General features: G+C 69.6%; 17 protein-coding genes. 5 read left to right on the top strand and 12 right to left on the bottom strand.

Translation table 11 applies throughout. From position 1 onward, the window contains the following. The first annotated feature begins 112 nt into the window (after positions 1 to 112). Positions 113 to 1,108: a LacI family DNA-binding transcriptional regulator gene (locus F8S09_RS00640; protein WP_407643645.1), complete on the top strand. Its 996-nt coding sequence runs from the start codon at positions 113 to 115 to the stop codon at positions 1,106 to 1,108. 59 nt (positions 1,109 to 1,167) lie between these two features. Here F8S09_RS00640 and F8S09_RS00635 read toward each other — a convergent pair whose 3' ends face one another. Both F8S09_RS00635 and F8S09_RS00630 read right to left on the bottom strand, forming a co-directional pair. Then, positions 1,168 to 2,262, bottom strand: a complete 1,095-nt coding sequence (locus F8S09_RS00635) for a GGDEF domain-containing protein (protein WP_152868078.1) — start codon at positions 2,260 to 2,262, stop codon at positions 1,168 to 1,170. A 138-nt stretch (positions 2,263 to 2,400) separates the two neighbouring features. Continuing rightward, on the bottom strand, positions 2,401 to 3,060 hold the full coding sequence (locus F8S09_RS00630) for a thymidine kinase (RefSeq protein ID WP_322618384.1): 660 nt from the start codon (positions 3,058 to 3,060) through the stop codon (positions 2,401 to 2,403). Positions 3,061 to 3,140: 80 nt separating this feature from the next. Between F8S09_RS00630 and F8S09_RS00625 the strand changes: the two genes are divergently transcribed. After that, positions 3,141 to 3,986: a hypothetical protein gene (locus F8S09_RS00625; RefSeq protein ID WP_152868074.1), complete on the top strand. Its 846-nt coding sequence runs from the start codon at positions 3,141 to 3,143 to the stop codon at positions 3,984 to 3,986. 129 nt (positions 3,987 to 4,115) lie between these two features. Here F8S09_RS00625 and rpmE read toward each other — a convergent pair whose 3' ends face one another. The 10 genes from rpmE to F8S09_RS00575 form a co-directional block, all read right to left on the bottom strand. Next, positions 4,116 to 4,334, bottom strand: coding sequence for a 50S ribosomal protein L31 (gene rpmE, locus F8S09_RS00620; protein ID WP_034354998.1), 219 nt, complete (start codon positions 4,332 to 4,334; stop codon positions 4,116 to 4,118). A gap of 58 nt (positions 4,335 to 4,392) precedes the next feature. Beyond that, entirely contained in the window at positions 4,393 to 5,556 is a 1,164-nt protein-coding gene (locus tag F8S09_RS00615; RefSeq protein WP_152868072.1) for an amidohydrolase family protein, read from the bottom strand. 29 nt (positions 5,557 to 5,585) lie between these two features. Then, positions 5,586 to 6,323: a sporulation protein gene (locus tag F8S09_RS00610; protein ID WP_152868070.1), complete on the bottom strand. Its 738-nt coding sequence runs from the start codon at positions 6,321 to 6,323 to the stop codon at positions 5,586 to 5,588. A 24-nt stretch (positions 6,324 to 6,347) separates the two neighbouring features. After that, on the bottom strand, positions 6,348 to 7,121 hold the full coding sequence (ppgK, locus tag F8S09_RS00605) for a polyphosphate--glucose phosphotransferase (protein ID WP_152868068.1): 774 nt from the start codon (positions 7,119 to 7,121) through the stop codon (positions 6,348 to 6,350). Between the two features lie 96 nt (positions 7,122 to 7,217). Continuing rightward, positions 7,218 to 7,577 carry a 50S ribosomal protein L20 gene (gene rplT / locus F8S09_RS00600; protein WP_152868066.1) on the bottom strand — a complete coding sequence of 120 codons (360 nt, stop codon included), beginning with the start codon at positions 7,575 to 7,577 and terminating at the stop codon, positions 7,218 to 7,220. A gap of 5 nt (positions 7,578 to 7,582) precedes the next feature. Then, positions 7,583 to 7,786: a 50S ribosomal protein L35 gene (gene rpmI / locus F8S09_RS00595; protein WP_152868064.1), complete on the bottom strand. Its 204-nt coding sequence runs from the start codon at positions 7,784 to 7,786 to the stop codon at positions 7,583 to 7,585. Between the two features lie 146 nt (positions 7,787 to 7,932). Then, complete coding sequence (locus tag F8S09_RS00590) at positions 7,933 to 8,748, bottom strand: GNAT family N-acetyltransferase (protein ID WP_152868062.1); 816 nt, start codon at positions 8,746 to 8,748, stop codon at positions 7,933 to 7,935. Positions 8,749 to 9,320: 572 nt separating this feature from the next. Beyond that, positions 9,321 to 9,524, bottom strand: coding sequence for a hypothetical protein (locus F8S09_RS00585; protein ID WP_152868060.1), 204 nt, complete (start codon positions 9,522 to 9,524; stop codon positions 9,321 to 9,323). 16 nt (positions 9,525 to 9,540) lie between these two features. Then, positions 9,541 to 11,457 carry an alpha-amylase family protein gene (locus F8S09_RS00580; RefSeq protein WP_322618383.1) on the bottom strand — a complete coding sequence of 639 codons (1,917 nt, stop codon included), beginning with the start codon at positions 11,455 to 11,457 and terminating at the stop codon, positions 9,541 to 9,543. Positions 11,458 to 11,549: 92 nt separating this feature from the next. Continuing rightward, positions 11,550 to 11,813 carry a DUF2171 domain-containing protein gene (locus tag F8S09_RS00575; protein ID WP_194165177.1) on the bottom strand — a complete coding sequence of 88 codons (264 nt, stop codon included), beginning with the start codon at positions 11,811 to 11,813 and terminating at the stop codon, positions 11,550 to 11,552. Between the two features lie 109 nt (positions 11,814 to 11,922). On the opposite strand from F8S09_RS00575, the gene F8S09_RS00570 reads away from it, so the two are divergent. The 3 genes from F8S09_RS00570 to F8S09_RS00560 are packed head-to-tail and all read left to right on the top strand — an operon-like array spanning position 11,923 to position 14,407. Beyond that, on the top strand, positions 11,923 to 12,378 hold the full coding sequence (locus F8S09_RS00570) for an NUDIX hydrolase (RefSeq protein ID WP_152868058.1): 456 nt from the start codon (positions 11,923 to 11,925) through the stop codon (positions 12,376 to 12,378). Positions 12,379 to 12,428: 50 nt separating this feature from the next. Next, a complete protein-coding gene (gene proS / locus F8S09_RS00565; protein WP_152868056.1) occupies positions 12,429 to 13,913 on the top strand; it encodes a proline--tRNA ligase in 1,485 nt (494 codons plus the stop codon). A gap of 29 nt (positions 13,914 to 13,942) precedes the next feature. After that, a complete protein-coding gene (locus tag F8S09_RS00560; protein WP_152868054.1) occupies positions 13,943 to 14,407 on the top strand; it encodes a GNAT family N-acetyltransferase in 465 nt (154 codons plus the stop codon). Positions 14,408 to 14,539: the final 132 nt, after the last annotated feature.

The raw sequence follows: 14,539 nt of genomic DNA, 5'->3' as shown, positions 1-14,539 counted from the left end.
TGCCCGCAGTCTAGGGTGGGGGGGTCGGCCCTTTGTCCCCGCCTCCGGGGGGCACATGGGCGCGATATGGGCGCGGGAGGAGTGACCGGGCTGCGCTATGGTGGCAGGCAACGTGACGCGCAAACCCACGATTCAGGATGTGGCCCGGCAGGCCGGGGTGGGGGTCGGCACCGTGTCGCGCGTGCTGAACAACCATCCGTCGGTGCGCGGCGCCACCCGCGAGGGCGTGCTGCGGGCCATCGCCGACCTCGACTACACGCCCAATCCGCACGCCCGCCGGATCGCGGGGGGCAAGAGCTACACCATCAGCGTGCTGCTGCCCGTCGTGACCACCGAGTTCTATGTGCGGCTGCTCGACGGGCTGGAAAACGCGTTTCAGGCCGCCCGCTACGACGTGGCGATCTTTCCGCTGCTCGACCGCTCGCGGCTGGAGCGCTACCTCGGCTCGCACACGCTGGCGTACCAGGCCGACGGGCTGGTGATGGCGACCTACAACCTCACCTCGCTGCTTGCCGAACGGCGGGTCCGCACCGGGCAGCCCACCGTGCTGGTCGACGCCTATGCCGAGGGAGTGGACTGCGCCTACATGGACAACCGGACGGGCGGGCGCCTCGCCGGGGAGTACGCGGCGACCTTACCGGGCGACCTGTACGCGATCTGGGTCGAAACCGAACTCGACCAGCTCTTCACCACCCGCGTCTTCGAGGACCGCCGCAGCGGATTCGTGCAGGCGCTCGCGGCGGCGGGGCGCCCCCTGCACGGCGAATTCACCGCCAGCTTCGATCCTCTCGCGGCCCGGACGGTCGCCGCTGGCCTGCTCGACGCGGCGGCGCTGCCCTGCACGGTCTTCGCCTCCGCCGACCTGCTGGCGGGCGCCCTGCTCGACGAGGTCCACGCACGGGGCCTGAAGATCGGCGAGGACGTGCGGGTCATCGGCTTCGACGACCAGCCGTGGGCGGCGGCCCGCGACCTGACCACCCTGCACCAGCCGGTCGAGGCGATGGGGTTCGAGGCGGCGGGGTTGCTCCTCGGGCGGCTCGGCGGCTACCGGGGTCCGGCCCGCGCCCGGCGCTTCGAGCCCCGGCTGGTCGTGCGCGGCTCGGCGTAGTCCCGTCCCCCTCCACTCCCGGACCGGGCAGTCCCCGGCTGGGCCGTCCGCCCCCTGGATCAAGCGTCCAGGCCTGCACCGACCTGCCCCGCGGGCGACGGCTCCGCGTGCTGCACGCCGTCACGGCCATGAGCCTTGGCCGCGTACATGGCCGCATCGGCACGGGCCACCACCCGCTCGGGCGCCTCTCCTGGCATGGAGACGGCCACACCGAACGACGCCGTGACCCCCCTTACCCCGTCCACCCGCTCCTGGGCCAGCCGCGTGCGCAGGGCGGCGAGCAGGGTCCGCAGTGCTCCGGGCTCCAGCGGCGGCAGGATAAGCAGAAACTCCTCACCGCCCCAGCGGGTCGCCACGCCGCCGGGGGGCAGCAGTTCACGCGAGAGCCGGGCCGTCATCTGGAGAACCCGGTCGCCCACCGCGTGGCCGTGGGTGTCGTTGACAGCCTTGAAATGGTCGAGGTCGAAAACCACCAGAATGAAGGGCCGCCCCGCGTGAGCGAGTTCCGCCAACCGCTCCTCCCCGGCACGCCGGTTGGCGAGGCCCGTCAGGGGATCTTGCCGCGCCGCCTGCCGCGCCGCGAGCAGTTGCCCGCGCTGTGCCCCGAAGGTCGCCTGCATCAGGATCATGATCAGCCCGACGATCTGAAACTGCATCACTGAGGCCGCGAGGTCCACGCTGCGGGCCTCCGGACCCCAGAAGAGGCGGTAGAGGCAGATCGCCAGCGCCAACAGGTACGTCACCGCCGACCACTGCAGCGCCTCGCGGGGCGCGAACAGCAGGTAGGCTCCGGCGTACAGCACCGGGAACCAGTAGGTGCTCTCGCTGAGCAGCGAGAGGTACCCGCCCCCACTGCCCGGCCAGGGCCACAGTCCCACCAGAAAGTAGACCGTGAGCCCCAGCAGCGCCCCCCGCGCCGCCGGAATCAGACCGATCCAGCGCCGCCGTACGCACAGCAGCAGCCCCAGCAGCAGCGCCGTGAGCAGCGGCAGGGCGATCAGGTCGCGCGGGGTGGGGCTCGGCCACTGGAAGGCCAGCGTTCCCAGGCAGGCGAGTGTGCCTACCCAGGCCAGTTGCCCGAACATCCGCCGCTGCGTCCGCGCCGTGTGGTCCCAGGCCAGCGGGTCGGCGGGATCGGAACCGGGTTGGCTCATGCAGGCCCTCCAGAAGACCGGGGACAGGGGGTAGGTGGGCAACGTGTCCTGTGCGCTTATTGTGCGGTTTCTGCTGGTCCGCGTGCCTTTAGAGAGCTGGCTGAGCTTCAGTCAGACTCGGCCTGGCAACCCGTGGGCTCAATCTCGGCACACCCCCGACTCATGAGAAGACGCCGGGGACGCGGCCGCCTGCCGCACCGCATGGTGAACCCGGCAGCGGGCTTCGTAGGCTTCCTGGGCACCGACCAGCACGACCGGGTCGTCGGAGCGGGCGGGCTCTCCCGCGATCAGGCGCTGCGAGCGGGTCGCCGGGGCGCCGCACACGGTGCAGATGGCGGTCAGCTTCTCCACGCTCTCGGCCCGCGCGAGCAGGTCGGGCATGCACCCGAAGGGCTCGGCCCGGAAGTCGAGGTCCAGCCCGGCCAGAATCACCCGCACCCCCCGGTCGGCAAGGTCCAGCACCAGCGGCCCCAGCTCCGGCCCGAAAAACTGCGCCTCGTCGATCCCCACCACGTCGGGCAGGGTCAGGCCGGGGTCGGAGAGCAGGTCGCCCTCGCCCAGCAGGTGCGCCCGGATGGCCGCCGCGCCGGGCACCGCGACCGCCTCCAGACTGCGACCCGCGTGGCTGGCGACGTGCGCCGTGTGGTAACGGCTGTCCAGCGCGGGTTTGAACACCGCCACCCGTTGCCGGGCGATCACCGCCCGCGTCACCCGCCGGATCAGTTCCTCGCTCTTGCCGCTGAACATCGGTCCGACGATGACTTCGAGGTGACCGCCGTGGTAGGGGGACTTCAGCACGGGAGGAAGTATGCCACCCGGCAGGGCCGGGAAGGTCAGAGGGTCATGCGCAGGTCAGGGGTGCGGGGTAGCCTCGGGGCATGAAGCGCCGCGCCCTCCTCCTGATGTCCCTTCTGCTCGCTGGCGCGGCGCACGCCGAGTCCCGCGTGGACGAACTGGCCCCGGACCAGTGGCCCCACCTGCTGCGGGCCGCGCGAGCCGTCCCCGGATTCGCGGGGCTGGCGTTCGTTCCGGTCGAGGGGACCAGGGTGCTGGTTCCCGCCCTGACGAATCCGGGCCGGGAGGAACAGGCCCGGCGTTGGCTTCAGGCAGACCCCTTCTGGAAGAAGGTCGGGGCGGGAAAGCTGGGGGTCATGCGCGGGGTCCAGCCTGTGCCCTACAGCGGCGTGCAGCTCGTTCAGGCGGCGCAGGCCCTGAAAAAACGCCGCCCGGACCTGACCGTGCGGGTGAACACCACCCTGAACCGGGTCACCGTGTACGCCCCAGCGGGTGTATTGCGGTCCATTGCGAGGGCGGCGGGCGTGGAGAGGTTCGTCGAATCCGCCTACGAGTACGCGAGGGCGCCCCGCGTGCGCTTCGACGTGCAGCCCCGCGCGGTGAGCCTCGCGGCAGTCCGGGCGGCGAAAGACCCCTCTCAGGCCGTCCCACGCCTCCAGGTCCGCGTCACGAATCCCACCGGGGCACCGCTCCTCTTCACCTTCAGTTGCGGCGGCAGCCTCCCGGTCCAGGTGGCTGACCGCACGGGCCGTGTGATTCCCGAACACAGCGGCGTGGGCTGCACCGAGGAACTGAATTCGGCCCTGATCCTGCCGGGCCAGACGCTGACTTTCCCCAGCTTCCCCCTCACGAAGATGAGTCACCTCAAGCCCGGACAGTACCGGTGGCTGATCGGGGGTCAGCTTCTGCCCTTCACCCTGACGCCCTGAGCCCAGCTCGGGAGCATACCCACCACGCCGGGCAGGGCGACCCAACCAACAGCAAAAACAGCACCCCCCCAGGATGGCCTGGGGGGGTCATGTGCTGCTCGCTCTGCTTGGCCCCGTTCGGGGCGGCGATCACTTCTTCTTGGTGCGGTAGCTGTCGCCGAAGCGCTTGTTGAACTTGTCCACGCGGCCCTCGGTGTCGACGAAGCGCTCCTCGCCGGTCCAGAAGGGGTGCACACCGCTCCACACGTCCACGTGAATCTCGGGACGGGTGCTGAGGGTTTCCATAACGACCTTGCCCTGGTAGATGATCTTGGTGGGCACGGCCTTGGGGTGGATGTCTTTCTTCATGTTGAACCTCCTCCGTCACGTCGTTGTGCGTGACGGGCAACCGCAGAAGCATAGCACGTCACCAGACGAAGCGCTCGTCCCAGGCGTCCCCGCGCCGCAGCAGGGGCGGGCGCGTGCCGGTGACCCGGTGCCCCCCCTTGACGGCGGCCCGGACGATCACGCGCGGGTCCAGGGTGGGGTAGCGGGTGCGGGCGAAGGCCACCTCGTCCCGCACGTTGAGGCTGCCGCCGCTGGCGACCGAATCGGTGCCCAGCGCGATCTCCACCCCCGCTGCCGCGAACGCCGCCCAGGGAAAGGTGCCGCAGTCGAGGTGCGCGTTGGAGCGCGGGCAGCTCACCACCGCGCAGCCCGAGGCGGCCACCCGCGCAATGTCCTCCGGGGTCACGTTCACCATATGAATCAGGGTGGGCCGCGCCCGCAGCACGCCGAGGCCGTCGAGGTACCGCACCGGAGTCAGATCCGGCTCCGGTTCCCGCCCGATCACCTCCGCGAAGGTGCGTGGGTACAGGGCCGGGAGGCGGTGCTCCCACAGCGGTCCGCCCCCGGTGCGGAAAAGTTCGGGTTCGGCGGGGTGCTCGGCGACGTGAATCTGGAGGGGGAGGCCCTCACTCGCCGCGTATTCGGTCGTCAGCCGCATCAGGCGGTGGCTGACCGTGAAGGGCGTGTGCGGCGTCAGGCCCACCCGCAGCCCGCCGGGGCGCTCCAGCTGCCGCCAACGCTCCACCCGATCGCGCACCTCCGCGAAGATCAGGTCGGCTCGCTCGGGAAAGGTGCCCAGCACCTCGAAATACAGCACCCCGGTCAGGTCCTCACGCGGGAGCAGCGCGTCCATGACATCGGCGGCCCACACGATGTCGCCGACAGCCCCCGTTCTCTGCCGGGCGAGGGCAGCGGCTCCGGCAAGCGCCCCCGCCACCCCGCGTTTGTGCCGCTGCGCGATCACGACCTCCGGCAGCCAGCGGAAGTAGGGCAGCGCCTGAAAGTCGTAGGCGCTCATGTCGAGGTGGGTGTGCGCGTTGACCGGCGGCGGCGCGATCACGGCCCCGGCCCGGCGCTCGCGGGCATGGGGAAAGTTGGCCCGCAGGGTGACCGGGTCCCCGGTGGCCGCGATCACCCCCCCGGACACCACCACCCCGCCCGGCGCGTGCCCGCCCCCCACGCCCGTGTACAGCACGTCGGCGGTGAGCAGCTCGGGGAGGTGGGGGTCGGCGGGGGCAGACATGGGGGGCATTGTGCCGCGCCCCTCCCCACCTACGCCAGCGCCTGCACCCGCACCGCCAGCTCGCGGGCCACCGCGTCCGGCCCCCCGGCGAGCAGCGCGGCGGGCACGTGCCATCTCCCCCGCTGCTCGAACTCGGAGGTAAAGAGGCTGGCGAGGCCGGTCGCGCGGCGGTCCACCTCCAGAATCACGTCGAGGCCGCCGCCCGAACCCGGAAGCATCATCATCTCCAGCTCCTGAATCCGGTACTGCCCGTAGGGGGGCCGGAAGCTCAGCTCCTGCACGATGCGCCCGTGGTGGTACTCGACCTCGCTGCCCGCCAGCGAGAAGCCCAGGCGCTCGGCGGCCCCGATCACGGCCTCCATCTCGCGGCTGGGGAGAATCTGAAGCTGGTCGGTGTCGCCGGGGTCGGCCGCTCCCGCGATGTCGGCGTCGGTGACCAGCCACACCGCCGTGCCGCGCAGGGTCAGCGGGGTGCCCGCAGGAACGGGAAGCTGAAAGGGATATTCCTTGCGCTCGCCGGGTTGGAGGATGAAGCCCGGCACCACCGGCTGCGAGAAGAGGGTGTGCGTGACGTAGCTGTCGTCGCTCTTGTAGCGGGTCGCCAGGCCGAGGTTCAGGCGCTCGATCTTCTGCTCGATGCTGCCGCCCTCGACCAGGATCACGCCCGAGACACTCTCACCCACCCGCACCGCCGGGTTCTGCACCCGCGCGTCCACCCGTGCTCCGCCGACGCCGACCGCCGCCATCATCCGTTTCAGAAATCCCATACGGGTCACAGTACGGGGCGGGGGTCAGGAGGGTTCCGGGGTCAGCTCCCCGTGGTGACGCCCGGCGGCCATCATCGCCGCGCCGACGATGCCGGAGTCGTTCAGGAGGGCGGCGGGGACCACCTTCGTGCGGGCGGTCTGGAGGTGGGGCTGCCACTTCTCGGCCCGCTTGCTGACCCCCCCGCCGATCACGAACAGCTCGGGCGAGAAGAGGTGTTCGAGGTGCTGAAGATAGGTGCTGACGCGCTTGGCCCAGTTCTTCCAGTTCAGGTCGTCGCGCTCGCGGGCACGGTCGGAGGCCCAGCTCTCGGCGTGCTTGTCACCCTTGAGCCGCAGGTGCCCAAGTTCCGTGTTGGGCACCAGCACCCCGTTATGTATCAGCGCACTGCCGATCCCGGTGCCGAAGGTCAGCACGAACGCCACACCGGGCACGTCCCGCGCGGCCCCGAACTGCGCTTCCGCGATTCCGGCGGCGTCCGCGTCGTTGACGAGGTACACGTCGCGCCCGGTGGCCTGGGTAAAGAGGGCGTCGGCGTCCAGCCCGATCCAGGCGTCGTCCACGTTGGCCGCACTCAGGGTCTTGCCGTGCTGCACGACGCCGGGAAAGGTCACGCCCACCGGCCCCTCATGCCCGAAGTGCCGCACGAGTTCGGCCACCACCTCCTTCACGTCGTCGGGCCGGGCGCCCGCAGGAGTGGGAATGCGGTGCCGCTCGGCCGTGAGCTGCCCCGTCCGCGTGTCCACGGGCGCACCCTTGATGCCGCTGCCGCCGATATCGATGCCCAGGATCACGCTCATGGGATACAGGGTAACAAAGAGCGGGAGGCTGTCCGGGGAAGGCAGCCAAAAAAACCGCCCCCACGCGGGAGGCGGCTTGCTCATCAACCCTGGGGGTTACTGGCTGCGGGCACCCTTGGCCGCGTCCACGAGGGCGCGGAAGGCTTCGGGTTCGCGGGCGGCGATGTCCGCGAGGCTCTTGCGGTTGAGGTCCACCCCGGCCCGCTTCAGGCCGTTGATGAAGGTGGAGTAGTTCATGCCGTGCAGGCGGGCGCCCGCGTTGATGCGCTGAATCCACAGGCGGCGGAAGTCACGCTTCTTGTTGCGGCGGTCGCGGTACTCGTAGGTCGCGGCGTTGAGCAGCGTCTGGAAGGCGTTGCGGTACTGCTTGGAGCGGCTGCCCCAGAAGCCCTTGGCCCGCTTGAGCACCTTCTTGTGGCGGCGGCGGCGAATCGTTCCGGTCTTGGCGCGTGGCATCTAACTCACTTCCTCCCAGCAACGAGCCCGAGCTTCATGCGGGCCCACTCGCTCTTGGCGAGGACAAAGCCCTTGCCCTTGCCGCGAATCTCGTCGCCGCTCTTGCCGGTGTTCTGGTGGCGTTTGCCACTCTTGAACGCCATGACCTTGCCGGTGGCCGTGACCTTCACCCGGCGGGTCATGCTCTTTTTGGTCTTCATCTTGGGCATGTCTGCTCTCCTTAGTCCGGTCGCGCCTGCCTGGGCAGGGCTTCCGTCTGGGGTGCGGGCCGTTTCCTTTTCAGAAACTGTTGGTCGCCCTGCCCCACTTGACCAAGGGAGCACTATACGCGAGCCGGGCGGGGCGGGGCAAGGGGTCAGGCAGGCCGGAAATACATCTGGGTGGCGACGTGGCGGCTGCCGTTTTTCTCAAAGATGCGGCGCATGGCGTGGTTGCCCTGCTCGGTGCCGCCCCCATGCATGGCAAATGACTCGGCGGCGCGGGCCAGCAGGTGCGCGTGCAGGCGGGTGCCATACCCCTGGCCGCGTGCGCTGGGGTGGACGCCAATCATGTTCAGGTTGGCCCGGCCGGGGCGGGTGCTGGGGCCGAAAGCTCCCAGGGCGATGGGCTGCCCGGAAGCGTCGGAGAGGGCCACCAGTGTCCAACCCTCTGCCCATTCCCAGTCCGAGTGGCCGAGGGTGTCCATCAGCGCGGCAATGTCAGGGCGCTGCCGTAACTCGTCGCCACCCTCCACCGCCCCCGAAACAACAGAGTAGGGACGGGCCTGGAGGTCGGTCTCGTACATCATATGGACGGGGGCATCACTGACCCAGCCAGCCACCAGCACGGCATCAGACTGATGCAGCGGCGCGAGGTCGTCCTGAAGCAGCAGCTTCCGCTCCGGCTCGGCGCGTTCGCGGAGAGCGTGGGCCAGCGCTGTCATCCCTGCCGGGGCCACGTCCGGGCGAAAGCGGGGAAAGACGGGCACCTGTGGGGCGGCTGAGATCAGGGCCGTGCCCTCTATGCCCCGTTCGGAGCACAGGACCAGCACATTCTCCAGCCGAACCCGGCCCGCCGCGACGTTCTCGCGCAGGATGGGGAGACGCTTTGCCACGTCCAGCGGGTCGGGGTGCAGCGCGAGATAGTCGGAGAGCGTGTCCAGCGTGGGCGTTTCAATCGTGTACGTGTTCAAGGGGTGACCTCGGTCGGCAGGTCACCAGGCGGGCGTCAGCGCTGAACTCAGGGACGGCTCGCGGTGACCGAGGGGCGGGTGGACGGTCCGGCGTGGGCGGTAGGGGCAGTTCGTGTCATGGAGACCTCCGGGGGTGCAGCAGGAATGCGGGCAGCCTACGCGACGGCCCCCGCCCCCTCTGGCCGATCTGCCGTGAGCAGGCCAATCGGCCTAGCTCGGGCTGGACGACTCCAAACCTGAGCCACTCGGCCTCCAAGTGATCCAGTTCCAGCAGCTACCTGTAAATGGACCCGTAGTAGTAGGCCATTCCGTAGAGCACGATCAGTCCCAACAGGGAGAAAAAGGCCAGGAATTGCCCGCCGACACGGGTGCTCACTTGCTTTGATCGTGCTCCCACGAACCAGAGCAGGCCCCCCAGCAATGCCGTGACAAACAGGAGAAGCTCCATTGTTAGACCTTGACGCGGCGCTGCAATGTCAAAGGTGCGGAGGGCCGCAGGGTGGTCGGCGTTGCTGGAAGTCTGCCCCTGGCGACAGGTCTTCGGGCAGGAGCATCAGGGGAGGTCCACTCCTTCACCCGGCCGACCCTTGCCCCGCCCGGCCAGACCCTGCACGGCGGACGGCCCCCAGCAGCCGTCCCAGGGCTTCCGCCGTCGCCTGGGCTTCCCGGCGAACCTCCGGGTCACGGGCAAGGTGAGCGAGACGCTCGGCCACCCGGCGGGAGGCGTTCAGAGCAGCCTCGACCCCGCTGCGAGGAACCTTCGGCCGCGTTTTCATGGTGCTTCCGACTCTATCAAGTCGCCATCAGCCACAGCGCCCGGTACCCCTCCAGCCGCAGCGTAGGACGGTCAAGGTGCAGGCGACTCCCGGTCAGCGCGTCCACCGCCTCCGCGCCCAGCACCTCGCGCAAGGCCCAGGCGGGCAACACGACCTCGGCCTCGCTGAAGTTGTAAGCCTGCACCATCACGCCGAGGGGATGGTCGCGCCGCAGCAGCAGCATGCGGTGGTCGGGGCTGGGCATCGGCCCGCTCTCCACGCTGGCGTGCAGGTGGGGCAGGCTCTGCCGGGTGGCGATCAGGTGCCGCAGCCCCGCATTGACCCGGCCCGCCGGGGTGTCCGGCTCGCTCGGCACCCGCTCCGCCAACTCCCAGTCCATGCGGGGGCGATGCACCCAGCGGTTGTCGGCGGCGTGGTCGGGCACGTCGGCGTAGCCGTGGTCGTTGAGCAGCGCCAGCTCGTCCCCCATATACAGCAATGGCACCCCGCCGAAGCCCAGGATGACGGCGTGCAGCAGCAGCAGGCGCCGCACCGCGTCGTCCACCCGGCCCGCGTCCCCGGCCTCCAGCGCCGCTTCCAGTCCGGCGAGGCTGGCCGCTGACCCGCTGATGCGGCGGTCCCCCGTCTGCGGATTGTGCTGGAAGACCAGCCCCCGCGCGAAGGACCCCGGAAACTCGCCGCTGTAGAAGTCAGAGAGAAAGTGGCGGTGTGCTGCACCACCTAGCCCCGCGCGGCCGGCGTCCTCGTCGGAGATCGCCCAGCCGATGTCGTCGTGGCAGCGGACATAGACGCCCCAGGTCGTGTTCGTCGGCTTGGGCGGGAAAGCCCGCAGCGCCTCGGCAAAGAGGCGGGTGTCGCGGCTCGCCAGGCTGGACCAGAGCTGCACCATCAGGCTGTTGTGGTAGGCCATGTCCGAGACGCGCCCGTGGTGTACGCCGCGCCCCAGGTACCCCATCAGCTCGGCGGGGGCGACGATGGCCTCGGCCTTGAACGCGACCGCCGGGGCCACGATCCGGGCCGCCGCCCGCAGCGCCCGCGTCAGGTGGTGGACCTCCGGCTCGTTCTGACAGGCCGTGCCCAGCCGCTTCCACAGGAAGGCGATGGCGTCCAGTCGGAAGACCTCCACCCCCTGATTCGCCAGGAACAGGATCAGGTCCACGAACTCCAGCCACACGTCCGGATTGCCCCAGTTCAGGTCCCACTGGTAGGCGTTGAAGGTGGTCCAGACCCACCCCCCCGCCCCGTCGTCCCAGGTGAAGTTGCCGGGCGCGAAGTCGGGAAAGACCTCCGGCAGCGTGCGCTCGTAGAGGTCGGGCAGGGTGCGGTCGGGGTGGATGTGGAAATAGGCGCGGTACTTCTCCTCGCCCACCCGCGCCCGCTCCGCCCAGTCATGCTCGCGGGCGACGTGGTTGAGCACGAGGTCCAGCACGAGGCTGATGCCCCGGCCCCGCAGCCCCCGCGCCAGCTCGGCGAGGTCGTCCATCGTCCCCAGGTCGGGCCGCACCGCCCGGTAGTCGGCCACCGCGTAGCCGCCGTCGTTCTCGCCCTCACGGGGCCTTAGCAGCGGCATCAGGTGGAAGTAGCGGACGCCCAGGCCCTCCAGATAGTCCAGCCGTTCGCCCACCCCCGCCAGCGTTCCAGCGAAGCGGTCCGCGTAGGCGACGTAGCCCACCATCTCCGGCCCTTGCAGCCAGTCGGGGCGCAGCAGCCGGGCCTCGTCCAATCGCCGCAGGTCGGTAGGGCGGTCCCGGAAGCCGCGTGTGAGCACCTCCAGCAGCCGCGCCGGGAGATCGCCCAGGTCGTCCCCATACACCGCCCGCAGGCTCGCCAGCAGATCGTCCCCATACCGCTCCAGCCGCAGCGAGAACGTGTCGGCGTCGCGCTCGTCGGTGAAGGCGGCGAGGGGCAGAGTGGGGAAACCGGGGGCAGGCACGCCCCCAGGATAGGGTCAGGGTGGAACCGATTCCAGCAGGTTGGGAAACAGGGCGGTGAGGTCGTCCCCACCGCCCCAGGTGACAGATGCTTTTACTGCACGGCGCTGCGTTCGACGTTCAGATACACCGCCACGTCGTCCATGCTCTCCACCTGGGAGAGGGGAACGTAGTGGTGCTGCCCGTCGGGGCTGTCGGTGCGGGTTAGCTTGAGCTGGTCGCCCTCCACGTGGTCCACGGTGCCGACATGCTCGCCGTTCACGTCCTTGACCTGCATATGCTCGCCCTGGGCTTCCAGGCGCTCGCGCAGGTCCTGCTCAATGCGGCGGGTGATCTCTCCGGCGTCGTTCTGGGTCATGGGGCCAGCGTAGGCCGTCCGCCGTGCGCGGCACATGACAGGACGGTGCATGCCAGGGCACCGAACATTGGGCGAACCGTCATTCGGCGACCCCGGTATGCTCGCCGTCATGAGCCACCCTCAGCCGCGACAGTGCGCCGCCGTCCTCCTCACCAACGGGCGGGGCGAGGCGCTGCTGGTCCGGCAGGCCTACGGGGGCCAGTTCTGGGGCCTGCCCGGTGGCGTCGTGGACCCTGGCGAGACACCTCTGGGGGCCGCCATGCGGGAGACGCAGGAGGAGGTGGGGATGGAGGTCGCGCTCGAGGGGGTCGTGGGCCTCTACCTGCTTCAGGGCGGGGGCTGGCCGGACATTCAGGCGTATGTGTTCGCGGGGCGGATCGTCTCCGGTGAACCCACCCTGGCCGCTCCACAGGAACTCAGCACCCTGGCGTGGTGTGCGCTGGACGAATGGCCCTCTCCCCTGCTGCCCGACGCGCAAGCCGCGCTGGAAGACCTCCGGGCGGGCCGCGTGGGGGCCGTGAGGACTGTCCAGCGCCACATCTCCCTCCACTCGGTCCCGCTCTAGGCCACCTGGCCCTCTGCGGCATACGCCCCGGCCCACTATGCTGTCGGGCGATGACGAAAGACGGCGGCAAGCAGGACAAGAAGGCGCAGCAATACGGCGTGACGCCCCAGAGCGCAGACTTCAACGACTGGTACAATGAGGTCGTCAAGAAGGCAGACCTGGCCGACAACTCCCCCGTCGCGGGCGCGATGGTCGTGCGGCCCTACGGCACGGCGCTGTGGGAGAACATTCAGCGCTGGCTCGACGACCGCTTCAAGGCGACCGGGCACGAGTCGCTGATCTTCCCTACCCTGATTCCGATGGGCTTTATCACCAAGGAAGCCGACCACGTGGAGGGCTTTGCACCCGAGCTGTTCACCGTGAGCAAGATCGGCACCGAGGAACTGGCCGAGCCCTACGTGATGCGCCCCACCAGTGAAACCATCATCGGGCACATGTGGGCGGGGTGGCTGAACTCCTACCGCGACCTCCCCTTCCTGCACTACCAGTGGGGCAGCGTGTTCCGCGCCGAGCTGCGGACCAAGGCCTTCCTGCGGACCTCCGAGTTTTTCTGGCACGAGGGGCACACCGCCCACGCGGATGAGGCGGAAGCCCGCGCCGAGGTCCGCCAGCAGCTTGACCTTTACCACGAGTTCTGCCGCGATGTGCTCGCACTCCCCGTCGTGCGCGGCGAGAAGACGGCCTCCGAGCGATTTGCCGGGGCGGTCGCCACCTACTCCATTGAGGGGATGATGCGCGACGGCAAGGCGCTGCAATCGGGCACCAGCCATTACCTGGGGCAAAACTTCTCCCGGGCCTTCGACGTGAAGTTCCAGACCCGCGAGCAAAAAGAGGAGTACGCGCACACCACGTCGTGGGCGATTTCCAGCCGGATTATCGGGGCGATCATCATGACGCACGGCGACGACTTTGGGCTGATCATGCCGCCGCGCATCGCGCCCATTCAGGTCGTGGTGATTCCGGTGGGCCGCAAGGACAACTTCGACCAGATGGTGGAGGAAGGCGAGAAGTTGGCGGCCGAACTTCGCGCCGGGGGCCTGCGCGTCAAGGTGGACAAGCGCGACGGCGTGACCAACGGCTTCAAGTACAACGACTGGGAACTCAAGGGCGTGCCCGTCCGCATCGAGCTGGGGCCGCGTGACCTGGAGGCGGGCGTGGTCGTCGTCAAGAACCGCCACAGCGAGGAGAAGGAGACGCTGAGCCGCGCCGAGGCGGTTTCGGGCATGGCGGCCCGCCTGGACGCCGTCCACGACTGGCTGCTCACCCGCGCGACCGACTTCATGCTCTCGCACACGGTGACGGCGGACGATTACGGCACCTTCCGGCAGGCCATCGAGGACGGGAACTGGGTCCGGGCGCACCACTGCGGGCAGCCCGAGTGCGAGAAGGCGATCAAGGAGGACACCAAGGCGACCGCCCGCAACGTGCCCCTCGACGACGCGGAGTTCTTCGCCGAGAAGGAAAGCGGCCCCTGCGTGCGCTGCGGGCAGCCGGGGGCGTATGACAAGCGGGTGATCTTCGGGCGGCAGTACTGACGGGGCGCGGGGTGACCTACGCTGCCGAAATGTCCATCCGCCCCTTTCAACCGGAGGACCGCGCCGCTTGCCTGGCTCTCTTTGACTCCAACATGCCCGAGTTCTTTCTCCCGCACGAGCGGGCGGAGTTCGGGCAATGGCTGGGGCAGCCCTTCGACTCCGGCGAGTACGGGGAATACTTCGTCCTGGAGCACCGGGGGCAGGTCATGGCCTGCGGCGGCGTGTGGCTGGATCCCCAGAACAGCGGGCGTCCGGCGGGCCTGAGCTGGGGCATGGTCGCGCGGAAAGCCCACCGCCGGGGGTACGGCTCGGCGCTCCTCCAGTTTCGGCTGAAGCGGCTGCGGGCGCTGGGGGCCACCGAAATCCACCTCGACACGTCGCAGCACAGCGCCCCCTTCTTCGCCCGCTCCGGCTTCCGGGAGGTGCGGCGGGTGCCGGACGGGTACGGGCCGGGGTTGGACCGGGTGGATATGGTGGCGCGGCTGGCCCCGTGACTCTGGCCCCCGGAGGCCCGATCCGTATTACACTGACCCCATGATCCGCTCTGCGCTTAGCCTCTGGGGACACCTCGCCTAGCCCAAAGCTTGCGCGTGTGTCCCCGGCTGCGTCTGAGCCGGGGCGATTTT

This window comes from Deinococcus terrestris, assembly GCF_009377345.1.
Classification (GTDB): domain Bacteria; phylum Deinococcota; class Deinococci; order Deinococcales; family Deinococcaceae; genus Deinococcus; species Deinococcus terrestris.
This window is presented reverse-complemented; position numbering and strand designations above follow the sequence as displayed.

Coding starts and splice junctions, on each gene's coding strand:
- F8S09_RS00635 (WP_152868078.1), bottom strand. CDS start 2,262: ATGAGCCAACCCGGTTCCGATCCCGCCGACCCGCTGGCCTGGGACCAC.
- F8S09_RS00625 (WP_152868074.1), top strand. CDS start 3,141: ATGAAGCGCCGCGCCCTCCTCCTGATGTCCCTTCTGCTCGCTGGCGCG.
- rpmE (WP_034354998.1), bottom strand. CDS start 4,334: ATGAAGAAAGACATCCACCCCAAGGCCGTGCCCACCAAGATCATCTAC.
- F8S09_RS00615 (WP_152868072.1), bottom strand. CDS start 5,556: ATGTCTGCCCCCGCCGACCCCCACCTCCCCGAGCTGCTCACCGCCGAC.
- F8S09_RS00610 (WP_152868070.1), bottom strand. CDS start 6,323: ATGGGATTTCTGAAACGGATGATGGCGGCGGTCGGCGTCGGCGGAGCA.
- ppgK (WP_152868068.1), bottom strand. CDS start 7,121: ATGAGCGTGATCCTGGGCATCGATATCGGCGGCAGCGGCATCAAGGGT.
- rplT (WP_152868066.1), bottom strand. CDS start 7,577: ATGCCACGCGCCAAGACCGGAACGATTCGCCGCCGCCGCCACAAGAAG.
- rpmI (WP_152868064.1), bottom strand. CDS start 7,786: ATGCCCAAGATGAAGACCAAAAAGAGCATGACCCGCCGGGTGAAGGTC.
- F8S09_RS00585 (WP_152868060.1), bottom strand. CDS start 9,524: ATGAAAACGCGGCCGAAGGTTCCTCGCAGCGGGGTCGAGGCTGCTCTG.
- F8S09_RS00575 (WP_194165177.1), bottom strand. CDS start 11,813: ATGACCCAGAACGACGCCGGAGAGATCACCCGCCGCATTGAGCAGGAC.
- F8S09_RS00570 (WP_152868058.1), top strand. CDS start 11,923: ATGAGCCACCCTCAGCCGCGACAGTGCGCCGCCGTCCTCCTCACCAAC.
- proS (WP_152868056.1), top strand. CDS start 12,429: ATGACGAAAGACGGCGGCAAGCAGGACAAGAAGGCGCAGCAATACGGC.
- F8S09_RS00560 (WP_152868054.1), top strand. CDS start 13,943: ATGTCCATCCGCCCCTTTCAACCGGAGGACCGCGCCGCTTGCCTGGCT.